General features: G+C 34.5%; 19 protein-coding genes. 4 read left to right on the top strand and 15 right to left on the bottom strand.

Going from position 1 to position 22146, the window contains the following annotated elements:
- Nucleotides 1-256 precede the first annotated feature (256 nt).
- Nucleotides 257-1792 carry a glycogen synthase gene (locus tag ABVM53_RS14890; RefSeq protein WP_405327643.1) on the top strand — a complete coding sequence of 512 codons (1536 nt, stop codon included), beginning with the start codon at nt 257-259 and terminating at the stop codon, nt 1790-1792.
- A gap of 136 nt (nt 1793-1928) precedes the next feature.
- Nucleotides 1929-2522, top strand: a complete 594-nt coding sequence (locus ABVM53_RS14885; protein ID WP_405327641.1) for a DUF4202 domain-containing protein — start codon at nt 1929-1931, stop codon at nt 2520-2522.
- Between the two features lie 32 nt (nt 2523-2554).
- Here the strand turns inward: ABVM53_RS14885 and moaA are convergent, their stop codons facing one another.
- From moaA to glp, 8 genes are read right to left on the bottom strand one after another with little or no spacing between them, the layout of a single operon-like run.
- A complete protein-coding gene (gene moaA, locus ABVM53_RS14880; RefSeq protein WP_405327638.1) occupies nt 2555-3562 on the bottom strand; it encodes a GTP 3',8-cyclase MoaA in 1008 nt (335 codons plus the stop codon).
- A complete protein-coding gene (gene moaCB, locus ABVM53_RS14875) occupies nt 3555-4472 on the bottom strand; it encodes a bifunctional molybdenum cofactor biosynthesis protein MoaC/MoaB (RefSeq protein ID WP_405327635.1) in 918 nt (305 codons plus the stop codon). Before moaCB ends, moaA begins: the two co-directional genes overlap by 8 nt.
- Before the next feature lie 30 nt (nt 4473-4502).
- The gene (locus ABVM53_RS14870) at nt 4503-4931 is read right to left on the bottom strand and encodes a molybdenum cofactor biosynthesis protein MoaE (protein ID WP_405327632.1); all 429 of its coding nucleotides are present in this window, start codon (nt 4929-4931) and stop codon (nt 4503-4505) included.
- Between the two features lie 28 nt (nt 4932-4959).
- Entirely contained in the window at nt 4960-6006 is a 1047-nt protein-coding gene (locus ABVM53_RS14865) for a HesA/MoeB/ThiF family protein (RefSeq protein WP_405327630.1), read from the bottom strand.
- An 8-nt stretch (nt 6007-6014) separates the two neighbouring features.
- Nucleotides 6015-6254, bottom strand: a complete 240-nt coding sequence (locus ABVM53_RS14860) for a MoaD/ThiS family protein (protein WP_405327627.1) — start codon at nt 6252-6254, stop codon at nt 6015-6017.
- On the bottom strand, nt 6251-6829 hold the full coding sequence (locus ABVM53_RS14855; protein WP_405327625.1) for a molybdenum cofactor guanylyltransferase: 579 nt from the start codon (nt 6827-6829) through the stop codon (nt 6251-6253). Before ABVM53_RS14855 ends, ABVM53_RS14860 begins: the two co-directional genes overlap by 4 nt.
- 7 nt (nt 6830-6836) lie before the next feature.
- Nucleotides 6837-7175, bottom strand: a complete 339-nt coding sequence (locus tag ABVM53_RS14850) for a winged helix-turn-helix domain-containing protein (RefSeq protein ID WP_405327622.1) — start codon at nt 7173-7175, stop codon at nt 6837-6839.
- A gap of 2 nt (nt 7176-7177) precedes the next feature.
- The gene (gene glp / locus ABVM53_RS14845; RefSeq protein ID WP_405327619.1) at nt 7178-8353 is read right to left on the bottom strand and encodes a gephyrin-like molybdotransferase Glp; all 1176 of its coding nucleotides are present in this window, start codon (nt 8351-8353) and stop codon (nt 7178-7180) included.
- A 275-nt stretch (nt 8354-8628) separates the two neighbouring features.
- Here glp and ABVM53_RS14840 point away from each other — a divergent pair, with 275 nt between their 5' ends.
- A complete protein-coding gene (locus ABVM53_RS14840; RefSeq protein WP_405327616.1) occupies nt 8629-10947 on the top strand; it encodes an FdhF/YdeP family oxidoreductase in 2319 nt (772 codons plus the stop codon).
- Between the two features lie 75 nt (nt 10948-11022).
- Here the strand turns inward: ABVM53_RS14840 and ABVM53_RS14835 are convergent, their stop codons facing one another.
- From ABVM53_RS14835 to ABVM53_RS14810, 6 genes are all read right to left on the bottom strand, one after another.
- The gene (locus ABVM53_RS14835) at nt 11023-11439 is read right to left on the bottom strand and encodes a response regulator (RefSeq protein WP_405327614.1); all 417 of its coding nucleotides are present in this window, start codon (nt 11437-11439) and stop codon (nt 11023-11025) included.
- A gap of 2 nt (nt 11440-11441) precedes the next feature.
- A complete protein-coding gene (locus tag ABVM53_RS14830) occupies nt 11442-14093 on the bottom strand; it encodes a PAS domain S-box protein (RefSeq protein ID WP_405327611.1) in 2652 nt (883 codons plus the stop codon).
- A 232-nt stretch (nt 14094-14325) separates the two neighbouring features.
- Nucleotides 14326-15594: a serine hydrolase gene (locus ABVM53_RS14825; protein ID WP_128756899.1), complete on the bottom strand. Its 1269-nt coding sequence runs from the start codon at nt 15592-15594 to the stop codon at nt 14326-14328.
- A gap of 59 nt (nt 15595-15653) precedes the next feature.
- Nucleotides 15654-18560, bottom strand: coding sequence for a PEP/pyruvate-binding domain-containing protein (locus tag ABVM53_RS14820; protein ID WP_405327608.1), 2907 nt, complete (start codon nt 18558-18560; stop codon nt 15654-15656).
- A 169-nt stretch (nt 18561-18729) separates the two neighbouring features.
- Nucleotides 18730-19371, bottom strand: coding sequence for a hypothetical protein (locus tag ABVM53_RS14815; protein WP_405327605.1), 642 nt, complete (start codon nt 19369-19371; stop codon nt 18730-18732).
- 6 nt (nt 19372-19377) lie between these two features.
- Complete coding sequence (locus ABVM53_RS14810) at nt 19378-19872, bottom strand: RNA polymerase sigma factor (RefSeq protein WP_128756902.1); 495 nt, start codon at nt 19870-19872, stop codon at nt 19378-19380.
- A 123-nt stretch (nt 19873-19995) separates the two neighbouring features.
- Here ABVM53_RS14810 and ABVM53_RS14805 point away from each other — a divergent pair, with 123 nt between their 5' ends.
- The gene (locus ABVM53_RS14805) at nt 19996-21291 is read left to right on the top strand and encodes an NAD(P)/FAD-dependent oxidoreductase (protein ID WP_371456647.1); all 1296 of its coding nucleotides are present in this window, start codon (nt 19996-19998) and stop codon (nt 21289-21291) included.
- Here ABVM53_RS14805 and ABVM53_RS14800 read toward each other — a convergent pair.
- The gene (locus ABVM53_RS14800; protein WP_405327602.1) at nt 21288-22118 is read right to left on the bottom strand and encodes an alpha/beta hydrolase; all 831 of its coding nucleotides are present in this window, start codon (nt 22116-22118) and stop codon (nt 21288-21290) included. The genes ABVM53_RS14805 and ABVM53_RS14800 overlap by 4 nt on opposite strands.
- Between the last annotated feature and the right edge of the window lie 28 nt (nt 22119-22146).

Genomic DNA, 22146 nt, shown 5'->3' with positions numbered 1-22146 from the left:
GTTACACAAACCAACTCTTAATTTAAAATTTATACAGACTTAATTTTTGCTTAAAGTTAAAAGCTATAGATTTAGATTATGAGTTTATGGAAATCGCATTAGATATAATGGAGCGGTAGTGTGTTTTAAATATTATTTAAGATAATATAATTATTGAAGTGCTAATTTGTTCTTCCTTGGAACTATTTATAAAAAGTTCCACAATATGAATAGTTGTTTATTTAACGTGCTTATAGCTAGTTCAATACCGAAGTAGATGAAAAATTTCTTATTTGTTTCCGCAGAAAATGATGCGATTGCTAATTGTAAAGCGGGAGGTATGGCAGATGTAGTGAGAGACGTTCCAAGACAACTGGCTGCAAATGGAGATCAGGTTCACGTAGTTGTGCCAGCTTATAACAGACTGCATCACAATGCTTATTTTATAAGTGACTTAAAGATTAGAATACGAGGTGAAGAAAGTATTGCCTATTTATATGAAGTAAAACCAAAGAAGGATTATTCAGGTATTAAACATTATGTAATACATCATCCTGAAATTGTAGAGGGAAATATTGCTCATATTTATAATGATGATCCTGAAGAGCCCTTTTTCACCGATGCTGTAAAATATTTCATTTTTAATACTGCGGTAGCACAAGCAATAAAACAGAATTTATTTGATCACGTCGATGTGATACACCTTCACGATTGGCATACGTCATTTTTGCTTTTTCATAAACGATACAATTTAGAATACAGTCTTTTAAAAGAGAGTTGGTTTGTTTACAGCATCCACAATCTTAGTTTACAGGGAATACGGCCTTTAAATGGGAATTTTGCTTCAGTAAATAATTTTTTTCCTGAAATAGGATATGAATATGAAGTGGTAAAAGATGATCGTTATGACGATTGTATAAACTTGATGGCATTAGGTATACGCCTTGCAGACCGGGTGCATACGGTAAGTCCGTCCTATAAACAGGATATTTTAAAACCCAGCCAAAAACCGGAGTTCATAGGTGGTGAAAGTTTGGAAAACGATCTTATCAAAGCAGATCAGGAGGGTCGTTTATTTGGAATTCTAAATGGTGTAAACTATAAAAATATCCGCATTGCTGAAAAAGGCAAATTATACCCAAACATTTTAAGGCAGTTATTTAAATGGATCCAGGAAGAATCAAAAAAATATAAATCGGATATCTTGGCTAATACCGGTGAGAAAGTAGTTTGTCTATTAGATAACCCGCCTAGTTTTATCGCTTCGAGTGTAGCTAGAATGACCGAGCAAAAATTCTATTTTTTTAAACGGAATCCGGAGGCTTTTAAGGCAATATTAAATGACTTAGCAGCACAAAACGGAATTTTTATTTTGTTAGGAACTGGTGAGCCCGAATATGAAGCTTTAATGCGCGATATAAGTTATGAGCATCCTAATTTTATATTCATAAATGGGCAATCTGAAGATATCATTGATTCTATATATCTAGAATCTGATCTCTATTTTATGCCAAGTCTTTTTGAGCCCTGTGGTATTAGCCAGATGCTAGCTATGCGCAATGGCGTGCTTTGTCTGGTACATCATACCGGTGGTTTAATAGATACTGTAAATGCGAATATTAATGGTTTTGCATTTGATGGAGACACAATTGATGATAAAATCAACAATATGGTTTTGGCTTTTAATAATGTGCTTGAAGTATTTTATACCGATAAACCAAGATGGAAACGGATGTGCAAAAACGCAAAAGAAGCTCGATTTTCTTGGGAAAATGCAGTTGAGCAGTACTACAGCCAACTTTATACTAAGTAGTTTTCTAAACAGGCTCTAAGCAGATAGATATAAAAGGTCTATACATCGGGCATCTTTATTCGTATCTTAGGTTTTATTGTAAGCACGACTATTAAAACCAAAATAGCGTGTATATTCATTTATATCACAAATCATTTTGGACAAACAAATCCTAACTCCATTCAATAAAGTTATAGAAGCCATAGATAAGTTAAATGCTGAAGATCCCAACTTAGAATTTTCAGAAGGGCAGGAGATACCTAAAGAACTTTTGTATTCGCAGCGTATGACCTCACAATTAAATTCTTTTGAAATAGATGCTTCTCACGAATTACAAATCGCTGCCCGGGCACAACATATCTGTAGATGGAAAATTCCGCGACAGAGTTATCCTATGAATAGAGTGGGTTATTTGACTTGGCGTGAAGACTTGAAAAAAATGCACGCAGATCTTACCGGCTCAATTCTTAGAGAATTTCATTACAAACAGGGATTTATAGATCGGGTTCAGTTTTTAATAAAGAAAAAGCACATAAAGAAAGATGAAGAGTCTCAAACACTGGAAGACGTTATTTGTTTAGTTTTTCTACAGTACTATTTTGAAGATTTTGCAGCTAAACATGACGAACAAAAAGTGATTGATATTGTTCAAAAAACCTGGGCCAAAATGTCTGAAAAAGGACATTCAGCTGCATTAAAGTTGCCACTCAGTTCAATAGCTTTAGAACTCGTAGGAAAGGCTTTAGCGTAATTTGATTAAACTTTATAATGAAGAATTAATATTTAACCACCTATTGCGATCATACTTCGATTATTTGAATGGAGATCAGGATTTGTTAATTGATCAAAATCGGTCATTCCGGCACGAACGGCCTCTTTGCTATTTAGCGACTTATTAATTAATTCTTCAATATTTTCACCATTTCTAAAGGCGGTCAGCAAGTTAGTTTCATCATTAGAAAACAAACAGTTTTTTAATTTGCCATCAGCTGTTAGCCGTATACGATTACAGCTATCACAAAATGGATTTGTAACCGAACTAATTATTCCGAAGCTGCCTTTAAAGTTTTCAATTTGAAAATTACGAGCCGTAAAATTTTGTTCATTTGTTAGAGGTTTTAGTGCTTGTACTCCGTAGAAATCGGTAACTCGATTTAATATTTCGGCTTGACTAACGAGTTTATTTTTATTCCAGGCGTTACCATCAAATGGCATAAACTCTATAAATCGAACATTAATCTCTTGATTCCGGGTTAATTCAATAAAATCGGTGATTTCATCTTCATTAAAATCCTTCATCAAAACAGCATTTATTTTCACATTAAATCCCTCATTTATAAGTTGCTGAATATTGTCGTAAGCTAATTTAAACTGGTCACGCCGAGTAATGAACTTGAATTTTTCAGTATCTAAAGTATCTAGGCTAACATTAATATCATGTAGTCCGTATTTTTTAAAATCTTCAATATATCGATCTGTTAGTAATGCATTTGTAGTGATTGAAAGCTTAACGGGCAGCTTAGAAAGCTTCTCTAAAATGATCTTAAAATCTTTACGTACTAATGGTTCACCACCAGTAAGTCTAATTTTGTCAACTCCATAATTTACAAATACTGTAGCAATAGACTCAATCTCATCTGCAGTCATTAAATGGGCACGCGGGCTCAATGCAATACCATCTTTAGGCATACAGTAAGTGCAGCGTAAATTACATTTTTCGCTTAACGAAATTCGCAAATAATTATGCGTTCTATTGTGGGTATCTGTAAGAATATTTGAGTCTTTAATCATTAGAATTGTGTTGGGCACCTCTTAAAATTTTAAAAATGTGCAGTAAGTGAGGAAATACAGCATCCATAGATTCGCTTGCTCCGTTTGTAGAGCCTGGCAATGCCAGAATTAAACAATTGCCTAACGTACCAGCAACACTACGAGAAAGCATTGCGTAAGGCATACGATCCTGACCATAATTACGAATAGCTTCTTCCACACCTGGAATTCGCCTTTCTAGAATGGGCTCTAAAGCTTCTGGAGTAACATCTCGCATACTCAAACCAGTACCGCCGGTAAATATTAATAAGTTAACCGTATCAGAGAGTTGAAACGCTTTGCTGCGTATAGTCTCTAAATCATCTGGGATAATCTCATAACCTTGAATTTGAACATTGTGGTTTTGTAATTTGCTGATGATAGTTTTTCCTGCCTGATCTTCTTTTTTACCTTCTGAAATTGAATCTGAACAAACTATTATATGTGCAGACAAACGGGACGGATTCTGATCTTTAAAGCTGCTTTTACCCCCTTTTTTATGCAGCAACTTCACCGAATTTATTTCAATGCCTTTATCTATAGGTTTAAGCATGTCATACATGGTAAGTGCGATTACCGATGCTCCGTGCATAGCTTCAACCTCAACACCGGTTTTATAAATGGTTTTTACAGTTATTTCAATCTCGATAGATAAATCTTTAATAGTGTAAGCTACAGCAGTATATTCTATAGGTAATGGATGACAATCGGGAATTGTCGTATGTGTATTTTTTACGGCAAATAAACCTGCTGTTTTTGCCATTTCAAATACATTTCCCTTGGGTACTTTATTCTTTTCTAGGGCTTCAATTGTTTCCGGTTTACTAACCGTTACAGTTGCTTGTGCTGTAGCGGTACGTAAGGTGGTTATTTTATGAGTTATATCTACCATTATAAAAATTCTAATTGAGAGATTTTAGCTTTAACTATTAACTTTCCATTGATGACTATCATCTTCAAATAATTCTTTACCAAAAATAGGAGTGCGGTCTTTTACAGCATTTACAATCCATTCTGTAGCAGCATAGACTTCTTTGCGTCTTTTTGAAGATACAAATACAAAGAAGCAAACTTCGCCAGATTTTATGGTGCCTATACTATGATAGATATGCATACATATTAAATCAAATTTTTCAAAAGCTTCTTCTCGTATCTCATGAAGCTTTTCATTTGCTAATGCTTCATAACACGTATATTCTATGGCTGCTACCTTTTTGTCATCAATAACATCTGCGCGTACCTGACCCAAAAAAATATTATGTGCGCCTATGCTCGTTTTACTTTGATGTTTAGCAATTGATTGTGCTATAAAATCACTGGAGATAGGGCCTTCAATAAAAACTTTTTTCATTTTTTTTAATTTGTAATACTATTGGTACTTAATTCTTAATAGTTTGATTATTGTGGTTCGCAATTACTTCTGCACCATCTGTAATGGCTGTTACATAATTGAAACCAGTATCATACATCTGTTGGGCAGCATTTAATGCTCGCTTTCCACTTTGACAAAACACATAGTAAGTTTCAAATTTATTCAGCTGGTTCATTTTCTGGTTCAACTCTAAAAGTGGAATTTCTATTAGCTGATTAAAATTGACTCTTGGTAACTCATCCAGTTCCCGAACATCTATAAAAGTCCCGGCATCTGATTGGTTATTATTAAAATCTGCTGTGTTTACCTCTTGTTTCATATGTGATTTTTCAAAAAAATCATGAGAGATTTCTGCTCTTTCCGTTTTTGTAAATTCAAAGCACTGTTGACTTGCTGTAAGGGTATTGTACATTATTAATTTTCCAGATAACACATCCCCAATACCAAGAATCACCTTTATAACCTCTTGAGCCTGAATTAATCCAATAAAACCCACACTGGTACCTAATACACCTGCCTCTGCACAATTAGGAACTTCAGCAGCTTTAGGAAATAGACATCTATACGTAGGACCATTCTTATAATTAAATACCGAGACTTGACCTTCAAAACGATGAATACTTGCGTAAACAATCGGTTTATTACATAAAACAGCAGTGTCATTGATTAAATAGCGCGAACTAATTCTATCTGTTGCATCAACAATAACATCATATTCTTCAACTATTTTACGGGCATTCAATCCTGTTAAGTAGGTTGAATATGTATCAATCACAATATCGGGCCTTTGCTTCAATAAAAACTGTTTTGCTTCGTCCACTTTGTACTTACTTACAGAATCTGGTGTATAAAGAATTTGTCTATGCAAATTGCTCGAATCTACACGGTCGCCATCTATAATACCTATACGCCCTATTCCCGAACCTACTAAATAGGGCAGTAGTGCACATCCTAATCCACCGGCACCTACAACCAGAATACGGGCATCAGCTAGCTTTCTTTGCCCTGATTCCCCAATCTCAGGTAAAATTATTTGTCTTTGATAGTTGCTCATAATTTTGGTTAACCTCCTGCAAAAGGAGGAAGTAATGCGACGGTATCACCATCATTTAGGTTTACTTGTTCGTTACGATCAATTATTTTTTGATTTATGGCTATTTGATAGGGAATGTGATCGAGATCATAATCACTACTTATTTCCTTTATTAAATCAGTTACATTTATATTCTCAAGGTCGCGGGTCTCCTCACTAGTTTTAAAAACCTCTGCTAGTTGTCCAAAATACTTTAAAGTAATTGTCATAATTCTATTTTATTTTCAAGCTCTTGCAATTCTAGAGGTGTATTTATATTACTTAAAGAGCGTGCATCATCAATTTCTATTTTTTGAAAATTTTGTTCCTTAACAAAATTCATCACCTTCAAATTGTTATTATCTAATGCGTTTTCTAATTTTTTTAATAGGCTCTTTTTATAAAATCCCACTAGAGGATGATCTTTGCCGTTTGCAGTTGCGTACACAACTTCTTTTTCAGGCAAAGCATTTGAATGAAGGGTTGTAAGCGTTTGAGAATTGAATAATGGAATATCACAACTAAGGATCAAAATGCTTTCCTTTTTGCAGTCTGCTAAAGCCGAGTGTATTCCAGCTAAAGGACCTTTGTTTTTATAAATATCTGGTAAAATTTCATAACCCATTTCTGAATAATTTTCATTCTCAGTAATCAACTTTAATAATATATTTTTAGATTGTAAAATACTGGTAATACGTTCTATAAATGTCTTTTCTTGAAGCTTTACTAAACCTTTTTCCGTATTCATTCTACTACTTTTTCCTCCACATAATATGTAAGCCGGAATTTGATCTAATGGTTCCATATTTGTATTATTGCAATTGATAGAGCTTGTTAAATTCTGTATTTAAAAAATCCTCACAGGCTGCATTTAACGTTTCAAAATTTACAATCATTTTTTTGCCATATGCAGTTAATGTTGTTCCGCCACCATCTTTCCCTCCGGTGTTAGTAATTACCAATGCTTCTTGCGAACTTACATTCATTGAATTAATAAGTTTCCAAGCCTTTTTATAAGACATATTTAATTCTTTTGCTGCAGCTGAAATAGAATTGGTTTCCTCAATTTTTTTTAATAGCTGAACACGTCCATATCCTAAAAACACATTTTCATTATCCTCGATCCATATTCTACTTTTGATGCTTTTCATAACTAATAATTGAGATCTAAATAACTTACTGAATCACCTATCTCTAAATCCTCTATCTGTTCAGGAACAATTAATAGTGCGTTACTATTTGCAAAAGTATTAAGCATAGAGCTCGCTTGTCCTGTAAAGGGGGTGATCTCGTTGTTATAGACACCAGCTTTTAGAAAAAGTGTTTTGCTATGGATGTTTTTAATTTTTTCAGTTAAAAATGCGGTACGTTTTTCTAAAAACGGATTGAGACTGCCCGATCTTTTTTGTATATGTGGTAATACGTATGCATAAAAACAAGACAAACTTGAAGCAGGATTACCTGGAAGTCCAAATACAGATTTTGATCCCTTAGAACCAAACCATAGCGGTTTGCCGGGCTTTTGATTAACTTTATAAAAGTGCTCTTCAATTTCGTTTTGTTGAAAGGCCTCTCGCACAAAATCAAAATCTCCCACAGAGATACCTCCCGAAACAAGAAGGACATCGGCACTCTTGAGTGAATTGTGTACTGCATCGATTGTTTGAGACAAACTGTCTTCAACTTTTACTATTTGAATGTCAAAAACACCCAATCGTTTTAAAGCAGTTTCAAGCATTATCCCATTGCTTTCATAGATATGGTTTGGCTTTAGAAGAGTTCCTCGTGTTTGCAATTCGTTTCCAGTTGTTAATATGCAAATTCTAGGTTTTTGATATGCTTTGAGATGAGTTAAACCCAGCCCGGCCATAAAACCTATAGATGCTTCATTTATTTTATGCCCAGTTTTTAGTACTGTAGTTCCTGCTTTTAACTGTTCTGCAATAGGCCGAACATTTGCACCAAGTGCAGGAAGTTTTTCAATATGTATAGAATCACCATCCCGATTAACGTGTTCTTGAATTACCACCGTATCTGCACCATCAGGAAGCGGTGCGCCTGTAAATATCCGAATGGCCTCACCAGATTTGAGTTGTGGAGTTATAGAATCTCCTGCTTGAACCTGACCAATAACTTTGAGATGTTTGTCGCCCGTATTAATAAAGGCATAACCGTCCATTGCAGATTGGCGAAATGAAGGTAGTGAAATAGGGGCTATACAATCTTCAGCTAAAAAATACCCTAAACTGTTTTCAAGTTCGATGTTACAAATAGGTAACTTTTCGGCATATTTTATAACAAGAGTTTGAGCTTCAGAAACAGATATCATATTTGAAGGCGTTATGTCTTAGCGAATATAACGATTGTTTATTTGCAAGTTTTTAAAATAGGATGGGTTTAACAGCAATTTTGGTTTTTATAAATAAGTCAAGAGCACTGTATTTAGTGTTTCATTAGTATTTCAGGGTTAAAATATTGTTTAAATTGAAAACTGAAATTATCAATTCTGTTTGTACTTAAAGCGCATATCTAATATTCTAGTTTGTAGTTTTTTGATTATAAAATTCAGAAAAATGATAATTGAAAATTCTCAATAATTTTACTATGTCTCAAAACTTTAAGCGTAATATTTCACTAACTGGAGCTGAAGAATTTACAAATATTAAATTGGGTGATCCTGTTCGCGACGCAGCGGGAATGTTAGGTGTCAAAGAAGCACTTAAGCACGGCTTTAAAGAGATGGGAGTTTTGCGCTCTATGGGAGCGCTTCTTAAAATGAATCAAAAAGATGGATTTGACTGCCCCAGTTGTGCATGGCCAGATCCTGAAAAGAGATCATCTGTTGCAGAATATTGTGAGAATGGTGCAAAAGCACTCGCCGATGAGTCAACTACAGATAAAATAGGTGCAGATATGTTTCAGAAATGGTCTGTGGAAGAATTGTCTCATTTATCGGACTACGAACTGAATAAATTTGGTCGTTTAGTAGAGCCTCTTGTGCTTAGACCGGGAAGTTTACATTACGAATCGATAAGCTGGGATGACGCATATAAACTCATTGCAGACGAACTAAAAAAATTAGACTCGCCAGACGAAGCTATATTTTATACCTCAGGTAGATCCAGCAACGAGGCAGCTTTTCTTTACGGAACATTTGCTCGTGCTTTTGGCACAAATAATATGCCCGATTGTTCAAATATGTGCCATGAATCTAGTGGTGTAGCGCTTGGTGAAACGCTGGGAATAGGTAAAGGTTCTACTGTTTTAGAAGATTTATACGAAGCAGAAGTTATTATCATAGCAGGTCAAAATCCGGGGACAAATCACCCGAGAATGCTTTCAGCTTTAGAAAAGTGTAAAAATAATGACGGCAAAATTATAAGTATAAATCCATTAGAAGAATCCGGACTTGTAAATTTTAAAAATCCGCAGCATTTAAGTGGCGTTATTGGGAGTGGTGTAGATATGGCAGATGTTCACCTACCTGTTAATATTAATCAAGATATCCCACTTATTAAATTGATTTTAAAAAAGCTTGCGATTCTTGATTCAGTTGACAAATCGGTTTTTGATCATGCATTTATTGAAAAGTACACCAGTGGTTACGATACGCTAATTGCAGACCTTATGCAATATGATGAGAAAGATTTGCTTAATCGTACCGGTGTAGATGAATCTGCAATCAATAAAACAGTAGCATTACTTCGTCATTCTTCAAAAATCATTATTTGCTGGGCAATGGGACTCACTCAACATAAAAATGGAGTTGAGAATATTAGAGAATTTGTAAACCTATTGCTGTTAAAAGGAGCACTAGGAAAACCCGGTGCAGGAACTTGTCCTGTACGTGGTCATAGCAATGTACAAGGAGATAGGAGTGTAGGGATACAACACTTTGTTGATAAGGATATGAATGCTCGTATTATGAAATATATGCATTTTACACCACCTTCAGAACAGGGACTTGATGTTGTAGAATCAATGCAGGCTATGCATAATGGAAAAGCTAAAGCTTTTTTATGTCTGGGCGGAAACTTTTTAATGGCAGCTTCAGATACAAAATATACGGCTGAAGCTTTACAGAACTGTGATTTAACGGTGCAAATAAGTACTAAACTAAATCGAACTCATTTAGTAACCGGTAAAACCGGAATTATATTGCCAACGTTAGGTCGATCTGAAAAAGATGAGCAAAATGGTAAAAGACGGTACTTTACGGTTGAAAACAGTATGGGTAAAATAAGCCAGTCAAAAGGTGTATTGAAACCTGCATCAGATAACGTGCGTTCTGAACCACAAATTATAGCAGAGCTTGCAGATGCTTATTTTGAGAATCATCCGTTAGACTGGAAAGCAATGGGTGAAGATTATGAAATAATAAGAAATTATATAGATCTAGTCGCAAAAGGTTTTGAAGATACAGCTAAAAAATCTGAGGGACACGGTTACTATTTACCTAACAATGTGCGTAATCTAGACTTTAGTATGTTACCTGAAGGTAAAGCTCAATTAACCGTAAATAAACTTCCCGAGCATGTATTAGCTCCAGATGAATTGATGTTGATGACTATACGATCTCACGATCAATTTAATACAACCATTTATGGTCTTGATGATCGCTATAGAGGTGTTTATAATGAACGTAGAGTTGTTTTTATGAATCAAAAGGATATGGATGCCAGAGGACTTAAAAAACTTGATGTTGTAAATCTTACAAGTACGTATGATGGGATTGTACGAGAAGCGAATAAGTTTTTAATTATACCCTATAAAATCCCTACAGGTAATGTTGCGGCATATTTCCCGGAAACTAATTTACTTGTTCCCTATAATCATTTTGCAGAACGTAGTAATACGCCAATAAGTAAATCTATACGAGTTAGAGTTTATAAAAAAGAATCAAATCCTGTGGCGATAGATTAACCTCAGTGTTATCAGTTAAGTAAGATGTTTTGAAAAAAGTTGAATACTCTATGAAGAACTAAAAATTTATGCAGTTTATAAACTCCCGTGCTCTTCGAGTTTCTTAATGATATCTACAAGTTCCCCCTTTTTAATAGGTTTAATTATATAATCAGAAATTTCGTTGAGACTTTTTGCACGTTCAATATCTACAGGATCAACAGATGAAGATACCATATAAATGATAATTTGTTTATTTACCTCTGGTTTGATCTTTATGTACTCTTCCATAAACTGAAAACCATCCATTATTGGCATATTCACATCCAGAAATATCACATCAGGGAGTTCATTCTGTCTGTTTAAGTTACCTATCATAAAGTCCAGAGCCTCTTCACCGTCAGAAAACAGAATAATTTTCTTAGATAAGTTTAAAGATTCTAGTATTTTAATCATTGTAAATTGATAGATGTCATCATCATCAACTATACAAATATTAAAAGGGTCTTTCATAATTAATTTAAGTTAATAATAAAGGTAGTACCTTCGTTAACCTTACTCTTTGCGGCTATTTTACCACCCATTGCCTCAACCTGCATCTTGGTCATAAATAATCCCACACCTTTAGCCTCGGGATGTCTATGGAATACTTTATTAAGCCCAAAAAGTTTATTTCCGTTTCTCATTAAATCTATCCCAAGACCGTTGTCTTCAAAACTCAATATAATCTTTTTATCGATAATTTCAGACATTATATGGAGTTTGGGTGGTTTTTCTTTAGAACGGTATTTTATAGCATTACTCATTAAATTAAGAAATATACTCTCTAAATATACTTTATTATAAGATACATTTTTTAGAGCTTCAAAATCTGAAGTTATTTGAATATTAGATTGAATAATTTCACCACTAAGTATTTCCTGAGTTTTGCTTAAAACTGAATCTAAAGAAATTACCTCTAGAACTTTATCTGTCTCACTTTTTGTTTTTAATGCTTCTATTAACGTGTTTAAAGTAAGTGTTAGGTGATTAATTACTTTTTCAAACTTGTCAAATAAAATATCCTTTTCTTCATCAGTGTCTGATGAATTATAAAATTCTAATAACGAATTTAGATTGCTTACAGGAGCTCTAAGATTATGAGAAGTAATGTGTACAAAGTCTGCCAATTGCGTATTTTGAGCAGTAAGTTTATTCGCAAGTACTTCAAGGTTCTCTTTTGCCTCAAGTATTTTTCTCGATGCTTGTTTTTGAGTAGTTATGTCGCGTATGGCTGCTGAAACTAACAGACCTTCTTCTGTTTGTAAGGGACTTAGACTTATTTGAATAGGGATTTCTATACCTTCTTTATTTATCCCGTATAAATCTTTACCGCTACCTACGCCAAAAGCTTTTACTTTTGGTTTAGCAAAGAAGCCGTTACGAAGACCTATATGTGCATCATTACCTGTAAAACGTTTAGGAATAAGAATTTCTACAGGTTTGTCAAACAACTCATCAAGAGTATAACCAAATAGCTTTTCAGCTTGATTATTAATGAGTTGAATTTTACCCTTTTCATTTACAATTACCATTGCATCAGGAGCAGATTCTAATAAGCCTCTAAACTTATTTTCTGCCATCTTGTTAGTGGTAACATCCAAACAGGTACCCACAAGTTCGATGACTTTCCCTTCCTGATTTTTTGTTGTAACCGCAGAAAGTTGGATAATTTTTAAAGTGCCATCTTTTAATCTAATTCGATGTACAACCTTATTAAAATCCAACCCATTTAAACATTCTTTAATGCTCTTATTAACTTTGTCAAAATCATCAGGATGTATAAACGAAAAATACGTATCAATTTTTAATCCGGATTCTTTATCGACTCCAAAGATTTTGTACATATTATCAGACCATTTAAGTCCGTTTGTAACCACATCCCACTGCCAATTACCCATAAGTGTAATTTTTTCAGCAAAATTTAGAAGTTGGTTTTTTCGCAATAATTCGTCCTGAGCTTTTTTGCGCTCTGTTATATCAAATGAGACACCTAAAATTCCTATAGGATTGCCGGTGTCATCTTTTATTGTATTTAAAGTGAGTTGTACAGGAAATGACAAACCATCTTTTCGCTTAAAAATCCATTCGCGAGTGTCTGAAAGATTAGAGATTTTAGCATTATTCGAAGCGATTGTCGAGTTGCCGGTGCCTATTTGTAAGGAATATAACAGTTCTTTTAACTTCGGAATTTCATCTTCTGTGTGAAAAATTTCTAATGAATGTTTCCCCACAAGATCTGATGCAGAATATCCTAAAAGTGATTCTGCAGCACTATTACAATGATTGATAACACCTCTTTTATCTGTTGTAATAATTGCGATAGATCCAGAGTTAAAAATCGCACTCATTTCTCGGTTTGCTTTATTGAGAGCTGTTTGAGAGCGTTTCATTGTATCTATATCTTGAAACATCCCCGATAATCGTACACATTTACCATCTACCATTTCTGGCTGGCCTATAGATCTAGCCCACACCGTCGATCCCTTAGCCGTAATAATCTCTACTTCAATATCAAAGGCTTCGCCGTTGTTTATAGCATTATCAACGGCATTTGTAATAGCCAATCTACTAGCTCCCTCTTTATAAAAATCGATACTAGAATCCACAGTGGGTTTATGGCTTTCTGATATTTCGTGAATTTCATAAACGACTTTACTCCAGAACACTTCCTGAGTTAAAACATTTACTTCCCAAATGCCAATACGTGCAATTTCATTTGTTTTTTCAAGAACTTTCTCAATGCGTTCTTTTTCAAAATCATGTTTTTTAAGATAGGTAATATCGCCAGAATGCATAATTATACCACCTACATTCTTATCAGAATCATACCAAGGGCGAACATCCCAATAAATCCATTGGACAGTTCCGTCAGCTCTAACGAATTCTGCTTCGTCACAAATATCTATAGCTCCATTAAGACATTTTTGATGATTTTCTTTCCATTCTTCACCAATTTCAGGAAAAACCTCATAATGGGAGCGCCCTATAATTTTTTGATTTTCGAGTTTATAATCTGTTATCCATTTTTTTGATACAGCTAAGTAAATCATATTTTTATCGAGCATAGCGATAGCAGTGGGAGCTTGCTCAATTAAAATTTTATTATAGGTTTCAAAATTTTCCAAAATTTTTAATTTAGTGATAAGACTTTATAGACTCTAGTCTTATCAATGTAACAGGGACAATTGCAAATTAAAATAAACTTAATTTATTATTAACATTTATTATTTACATATCTGTAAGATTTTTTAGAAGTCATCTCAGTTTACAAAGCACATGCATATACTGAAGAATTAAAGAAGCCTCTTTAAATTTAATTTTAAAGAGGCTTCTTTTTTATCATTTTCAAGAACTTATCTACTGTCCAGTATTAGATTCTTGTAAGGCTTTATCTATTCTACCGGCAAGATACATGTGATCTGAAGCCGAATTTTTCCGTAATACATTGGTCATTAAACAAACGATATATTTCGGTCCGCCACCGGGGTGTTCAACTATAATTACTGAATTCATATAATTAAAAACATTTCCTGCATAATCTCCGCAAGCACCTTTAGATCTGTCACACTTGTAAAAACTTCCACTTTTAAAATATACGGCAGCAGAATCAAGAGTTTTTGACTGTGCGTATCGAATACGACGCTCTGTCTGATACATAATGCGTTTCATTTCTAGGCTAGAAAGCGAATCTACCGCTTTACCCTGTTCAATATTCACTAAAAATTTCATTAATCCCTTAGGCGAACCAATGCTACCTCCTTGACGACTAACATAACGTTCTGCACCATTTGTAAAAAAACCTCCTAAACGCCATTCATCTTCTGTAATTCCTAAATCTCTAAGTGGCTGATTAACCACTTCAAAGGCAAGATCTGAAATTTCTTTCCGGTCTGTTTCTTTAAACCATTTCATCGCTTCCTCGTCGGTAAGGGTAAAATATTTTTCTCCAAAAACTTTCAATAAAAGTGCCTCCCTGTACACCACACTTGCTGCACCATTATTACTCACAGCTACCATATGATCTATCCACTCATACAAACTAAAAACATCATCTTCACGAGCTGTTCTTCTCGTTAATTTATCTTGCTCAATATCATATAGTGGAATAGTATGATGATCATACACTGCGAATGGTCCGCCTTTTACTTTTTTATGCTTTAGTAAGCTTTCTCGCGCACCCCAGTCATTTGGGCATAATTTTTCAAGCTGATCAAACATGGCAAGTAAGATTGCTAACTTACCTACGCTACCCGGTTGGTAGCCTCTAGTTTCATTACGAGCAGCATATTTTAAATTTGTTGTATCACTCATATCCATAACAGAAATCGAGTAGCTAGCATCTAAACCATAAAACAAACCAGATATTTTTTTCTGTAATTCTGGATCTTCAGTCATATAAGAACTGGCACTATCATTTTTTGAGGTGAGTCTTAATTTGATATCTTCAGTCTTTAAATAAGCTCCAGCAGGAATTCGCGTATATTTTATACTGTCTTTCACGATTTTTTGTAGCTGTGCAAGTCTAGCTATTCCCGTACGCTCATAACCGTCAATAGGGTAGAAGTTAGGGCCTGTAAATGCAAGTACTAATAGTAAAACCGGTAATAAAAGAAGATATTTTTTCATAGTAATTATTTAATGGTGTTATCAAAACAGTGCTAATCGCAAGTATTCTATTTTGATAATTAAAGTTTAGTATCGAGATCTATATACTCCTCTGGATTTGTTTTTGGCGATATCGAATCGAGATAACCATTGCTGAGTGCATTTTTATTTTCTACAAATGGACGTATCTGAAATAACCATAATTTATCGTCTTGAAAGCCTAATTCTACATCATAAGCACCTTCGTAATCGGTATCGGTTTGTTGTGGAATTTTCTCACGAATCTCCTTTGCTACTTCACGTAAACTTTCGATATTTTTTTGATTAATAATGGGCTTTTCAAAACTTGTGCTGTATTTTTTTGTGCCACCAGTTGCAGGTAATCGTATATAATCAGGTTGACGTGCAGGAGCCAGTAATAAATCAGAATTAGAAGATACAAGTCTGGTCTCTGCAGCTTGACCATCTACAGCACCACCTGCTCCGCGACTAAAAGCAACTGTTAGATCTTCATCTGTACCTTCATTAATACCTTTAGTAATCATTACTCCCGAATATTCAACGTCTACACTAGGAATAACTAATATAGAAGGAAATACATTCTCAGGATTTGAGAGGTAAACTTGTCTCCATTTAAAACTACGTTCAGTGTAAGGAGAAGCCCAAACGGATTTAATACCCTCTAAGATTTTTTGTTCTTCAACAACATTAAACAAGGTTAAGTTTAACCCCGCTCCAGTAAACTCCTTTAAATCCTCCATGTTGGTATCACTTCTAAGAAATACTGGGGTTTGACCTATAGGTTTGTCAAAATTTGTGATAAAAGACGCACGCAATTCACTTACAAATGCAGGCTTTAATTTCATTTCTGCAATTGCAGCTCTTAATGTTGCAAGTTTATTTAATTGAAATGCTTCGATTTGCCCTGCAGAAGTCCCTGCTTTTCTCATCTTATCAGCACTAGCAAACATATCAGTCAAAAATTGCCAATAACTCACCGATTGACCCGGCATCGGTAAATCCATATGATCTCTAAATATCCCAAACGGAATAACTAAGCCTTCTACAACGTGCTCCGGAAACATTTTCTTTAACTGACCTAAATTTGCTGCTTTTGGTCCTGCTAATTTTCCGCTGGCTGAAGCATCAATATCTCTCATATTGAGAATATTTTTCAAATCAAGTCTTATTTTTTCAATAGGTACCGCTATTTTAGTTTGTTTCCGTTCCTCTTGTGAAAAAAGTTGCTTTTCTTCTTTCGACATATCTTCGGCTAGTTTTAATATAACCGTTCCCTTATTAGAGACTGCATAGAAAACTTCTTTCCCATTAAACTCTTGAAGCGCTTCAAGATTTGAATCGATTAAAGCAGCATTAGGAATTCCTAGATTGCGGGCTAGTAACTGCACGTGGGATACAAGGTTACCTTCGTCAACAGTAGCTATACCAGCCACCGGTTTTAAATCTGAAGGTGGTCTTTTAAAAACATATATTTTATTGCTAGAAACTTCAACCGCATCGGGATTACCAGGTACTACCACTAATTCTCCCATTGCGTATCCCGGATTCAAACCGTGAATTGCGCTTTGATTTGAAATACTCATTACCTTATTTTCGAGGTTGAGTTTTTCTGAAACAAGATCTCCTAATTCGCTCACCGCTTTTCCTAAAGGTAGTGCGGCAGATGATCTAACGCGATCATCAATAAAACCAGCTGACAGCGCCTCAAACTCAGTATATTTTTCAACATCTGCATCGTAAGTAGCTTTTACCATCGCAGCACTCCATTGTACTACATTGCGCGAGGTTGTAAGCATACTATTTAATTCATCTAAAGATACATTTGTATACTTTATAGGAGCTAGGGTAGCGGCGATTTGCTCCCATTCCCAAACTTCGGTAAGACCTGTGCCTGCTGTAGCATAAGATAGGTGATACACTTTATCTAGAAGCTCCCGCAAGTCTTTTGGCTCCCAGGAGGCTGCTTTTTTAAGTAACATTTCTTCTAGTTTTAGAGAAATATCTAAAATAGCCAGACGATCTGTAGGTTTTTGTAGTTGCGTAATTTGCGTACGTATATTACAGAGTAAATCACTTATAGCAGGAATTACTACACTAGCCGGAGTATCATTGTTAATTGTGGTTGTGAACTTTAATAATTGTTCTTTTACAGCTGCATCGCTCTTTAAACTTGCTACTTTATTTTTGAGACCTTGTAAGTTAATAGGAGCGTAGTACTCGTTTAGGGTTACAAGGAGGTTATCAAATTCTGTATTTAATTTCGGACTCAGCTGATCTTGATATTTCTGCTGAAATTGTTGTACTAAAGCGATGTCACTTACATCTGGCTGACCGTGAATTTTTACCCGGGCATCCATAAATTTTGGAAATAATTCTGCTATAACTTTAGACTCACTACGCATACGCTGTGCGATATTATCATCACCAGCATGCGGAATATCTTTTAGCGACTGTCTTATCAAATAATAATTAGCCTCTAGAATATTATCTTGTTTAAGTAAATCTTTATAAAAATCGATTCCCCAGGCTTCTTCGTCTTCAGATTGTATTGCACCTCGATAATATTGAGCGCGTTGCAAAATCCAACCATCATCAACACTTTGTAGATATTTGTTTATTTGATATTGCTTAATTCTACTATTGTTATTTGAAGCATCCCAGAATTTTTTAGGATTAGCTGCCGCCAGAATCTCTGCAAAATACAACTGATTTTTATCTGCAATGTTTTTTGTAATTTCTTTGTAGCTAGCGTGCTGTACACCGTCAACTCCTTCAGGACAAGGATCTTTAGGTTCTCGCATAGTACCATCTTCGCAAAACCATCTTATACGCAGATAAGGACCGCGAGCATCATTTTTAAATTCTTGAATTGTATTTTTAATAGTGGCTGTCGAATATTCTTGGGCTGTGGTTTGTAATCCTGTAAAAAGGAGTAAAGCAAGGCTATAGCGTATTATTACGGGCATATAATGTTGTTTGTCACAAAAATAGAAGATATAGTCAATTACCCCTTAAAATTAACTATGATTTATATAAATAGAGAATTTCTCGAGCTTACAAATTATGAGGGGAAGCTCTAAACAAATAAATCCCATCGTGAAGATGGGATTTATTTAAAAAGAAAATGGGTATGAATTAATTTCTTAACTCTAATTTATTAAGTTCTTTATAATTGCGCTGTAATCTACGCAGTAGAATACCATACAATAGTTTGTAGAATAACCAAAATATCCCTATCATAAATAAAAACATCGCTAGAAATGTTATTATAAAAGTTAGAGGTAAACTCGTAGAGCCGTCTTTACTTACAATATAAAGTTTCTGAATTTTTGGGCTATACAATGCTGAAGCTATGAACACAATCATTCCAATCACAAATGCCATTACCAAATTGTAAATCACATAATAATTTACCGTCTTGCGTACTTTTAAAATACGCTTCATAAGTATACTGGTATTCTCTGTCGTTTGTACTTCTTTATAGTTTTTATAGAAAATGTAGATAAAATAGATTAGCAGACAATAGTGAATAAATGTCGCAACTATTTCAAATTCATATAAGTGCAATTCTTTGAGAGAGTTTAAGCTTTTAGTATTAATAGTAAATGCATTTAGTATAGTCCAAAATAAAAATTCGATTATTGATATGTATAAAATCCACTTCATTATAGAAGATGATCTTTTATGAATCATTTTATATAGGGAGTCTATGCTCACCTTAGGGAGATCGGCTTCCTGCCGTTTCCAGTCTTTTTTTAAAAATTCGAGTTCATCCATCTGCTGCTACACATTTAATAAGTCTTTCAACTTTCCTTTAACACGATTCATCTTTACACGAGCATTAACCTCAGAGATACCTAATGTTTCAGAAATCTCACTATAAGGTTTATCTTCCAAATACAAAAAAACAAGTGCTTTATCTATATCACTAAGTTGGCGAATTGCCGAGTACATCAATTTTAGTTGTTCTTCAACCGTGTTATCATACTCTGTACTGGCAATTTTAAACATCACACTATCATAATCCTGTGTGCGTATACTGCGCTTTGATTTTCTATAAAGTGTTATTGAGGTATTAAGTCCCACCCGATACATCCAGGTACTAAATTTTGAGTCGCCTCTAAACTTAGGGTATGCCTTAAATAATTGAATTGTAATTTCCTGAAACAAATCGTTATGTGATTCTTGATCGTGAGTATATAACCTACAGATCTTATGCACAATATTCTGGTTCGCTTCAAGCTGGGTTACAAATTGTTTTTCAAGTTGCGGATCCAAGAGCTAATTGATTAGTTATCTATTTGTATCTCCTGCGGGAACTATGTTACAGATAAAGCTAAATTAATAATAAAGATTTATAGGTTTATCTTCTGTTGAGTAACTTTGTTAAAACTAGCAGCTATGAATATTCCTAAAACTCAAAAACCTCGTATTGTTATAATTGGTGGAGGTTTTGGAGGAATTAATTTGATTAAAAATTTAAAGAAAACAGATTATCAAATAGTACTTCTTGATAAGCGTAATTTTCACACATTCCAACCTTTATTATATCAGGTTTCTACATCTGGATTAGAACCCGAGTCTATAGCTTACCCGCTGCGAAAATTAATACGTAATCAAAAAAATATGCATTTCCGCCTTGCGGAAGTAGATCATATAGATACTAATCTCAAAAAAGTACGTACAGATATAGGTGATCTTTCTTATGATTATCTCGTAATTGCTACAGGAACCCGCACAAATTTCTTCGGAAATAAAACAATAGAAGATAATGCAGTATGGATGAAAAGTCTTCCCCAGGCTTTAAACATTCGTAGTTTAATGTTTGAAAATCTTGAGCGTGCAAATCGTACCGAAGATCCTGTAAAGCGAAAAGAATTATTACGTTTTGTCATTGCTGGAGCAGGTCCTACTGGCGTAGAACTTAGTGGAGCATTTGCAGAATTACGATCCAATGTATTACAAGCAGATTATCCTGATATGGATATAAGTGAGATTGAAATACACCTTGTCGAAGGAGCTGACCGCGTTTTGCCCCCATTTAGTGAATATTCATCCAAGAAAGCTCAGAAGTTTTTGGAAGATATGGGAGTCACCATACATCTAAAAACTTTCGTTGATAATTACGAAGATAACCGAATGACGACAAAGGGCGATCTTATTTTAGATACAGCAACTTTCATCTGGTCTGCAGGTGTTACTGGCGCTGCTATTTCTGGTTTTGAAGAAACTTCACTATTGCCTAAAATTAATAGGTATAAAGTTGATCGTTATAATAAGGTAGCCGGTTTTCAAGATATTTATGCAATAGGAGATATTGCTTTAATGCAAACCGAAGATTTTCCGAAAGGTCACCCTCAGGTTGCACAACCCGCTATTCAGCAAGGAAAAAATTTAGCCATAAATTTTAAAAATAAACTGAAAAATAAAGAATTGAAACCCTTTAGTTACTTCGATAAAGGTTCAATGGCAACCATAGGTAGAAATAAAGCGGTTGTTGATATAGGTAAAGTTCGTTTTGCAGGATTCTTTGCGTGGTTTATTTGGATGTTTATACATCTTTGGTTCTTAGTAGGTTTTAGAAACCGGGTGGTTACTTTCTTTAATTGGACGTATAGCTACATCAACTTTGACAAAGCTGCACGTTTAATAATTAGACCGTTTAAGCAAAATAAAATAATAGCAGAAGAAGATTAATTTATTCCTTCGGTAAATGCTTTAATTTCCTTGAAACGCGTACTTAATGGCCAGAAAAATTGAGTAATCATGGGTACGTGTTTTTTATTTAAAATAATCAATTCAGCATCAGGTTGTACTTCTATAAGTTTCTGATGAAACAAATCGTTGTAATAATATAATGATGGAATTGTTTTAGTACCTAAATAAGTTAAAATGGGTGGTGTGTTTTCATCTATAAAATAATAAGGTGATGCATCTCGCCAGGCTTCAGGATCCTTCGTCCAGGTAATATTATAATAGTCCTCTTCTGTAGGAGGATTTTCCTGTAGATATTTATATTGATCAAGTGCTGCAGCATCATCTAGGATTAGCCCTTTCACTAGTGTGGGATCATTTAAGTACTTAGGATTCATAGTAGCAAGCGCAATTAGGTGTCCGCCGGCGGAATGGCCCATTAAAAATATTCTATCAGGGTTCCCACCATATGATGCGATGTTTTCTTTTGTCCATAAGATAGCTTGCGTTATTTGCTGAGTCATCATATCATAATTAGCAAACGGACTTAAAGTATAACCAGGTATTACCGTTACAAAATCTTTTTTAGCAAAATTACGACCTAATATAGAGTAGGTTCCTTTAGAGCCACTATCCCAATTTCCTCCGTGAACAAAAATTAAAACATCGTGCTGTTGAGTAGAATCTTTAGGTTGAAAAATATTTAGCGTAGGCTTTGTCGCAGAAAGTTCGTAAGAGCTGTTTAAATAATCTAAATCTGCATGTTTGATTGATGAACAACTGGTAACTACAAATATGGCTATAGAACTTAATATAAATAGTAATCTCATAATTTAAGGAATAGTAATTTTAAATTGG

Source organism: Leeuwenhoekiella sp. LLG6367-2.1, assembly GCF_045055775.1.
GTDB lineage: Bacteria > Bacteroidota > Bacteroidia > Flavobacteriales > Flavobacteriaceae > Leeuwenhoekiella > Leeuwenhoekiella aequorea.
The sequence above is the reverse complement of the archived record's forward strand: the minus strand, read 5'-3'. Positions and strand labels throughout refer to the sequence as shown.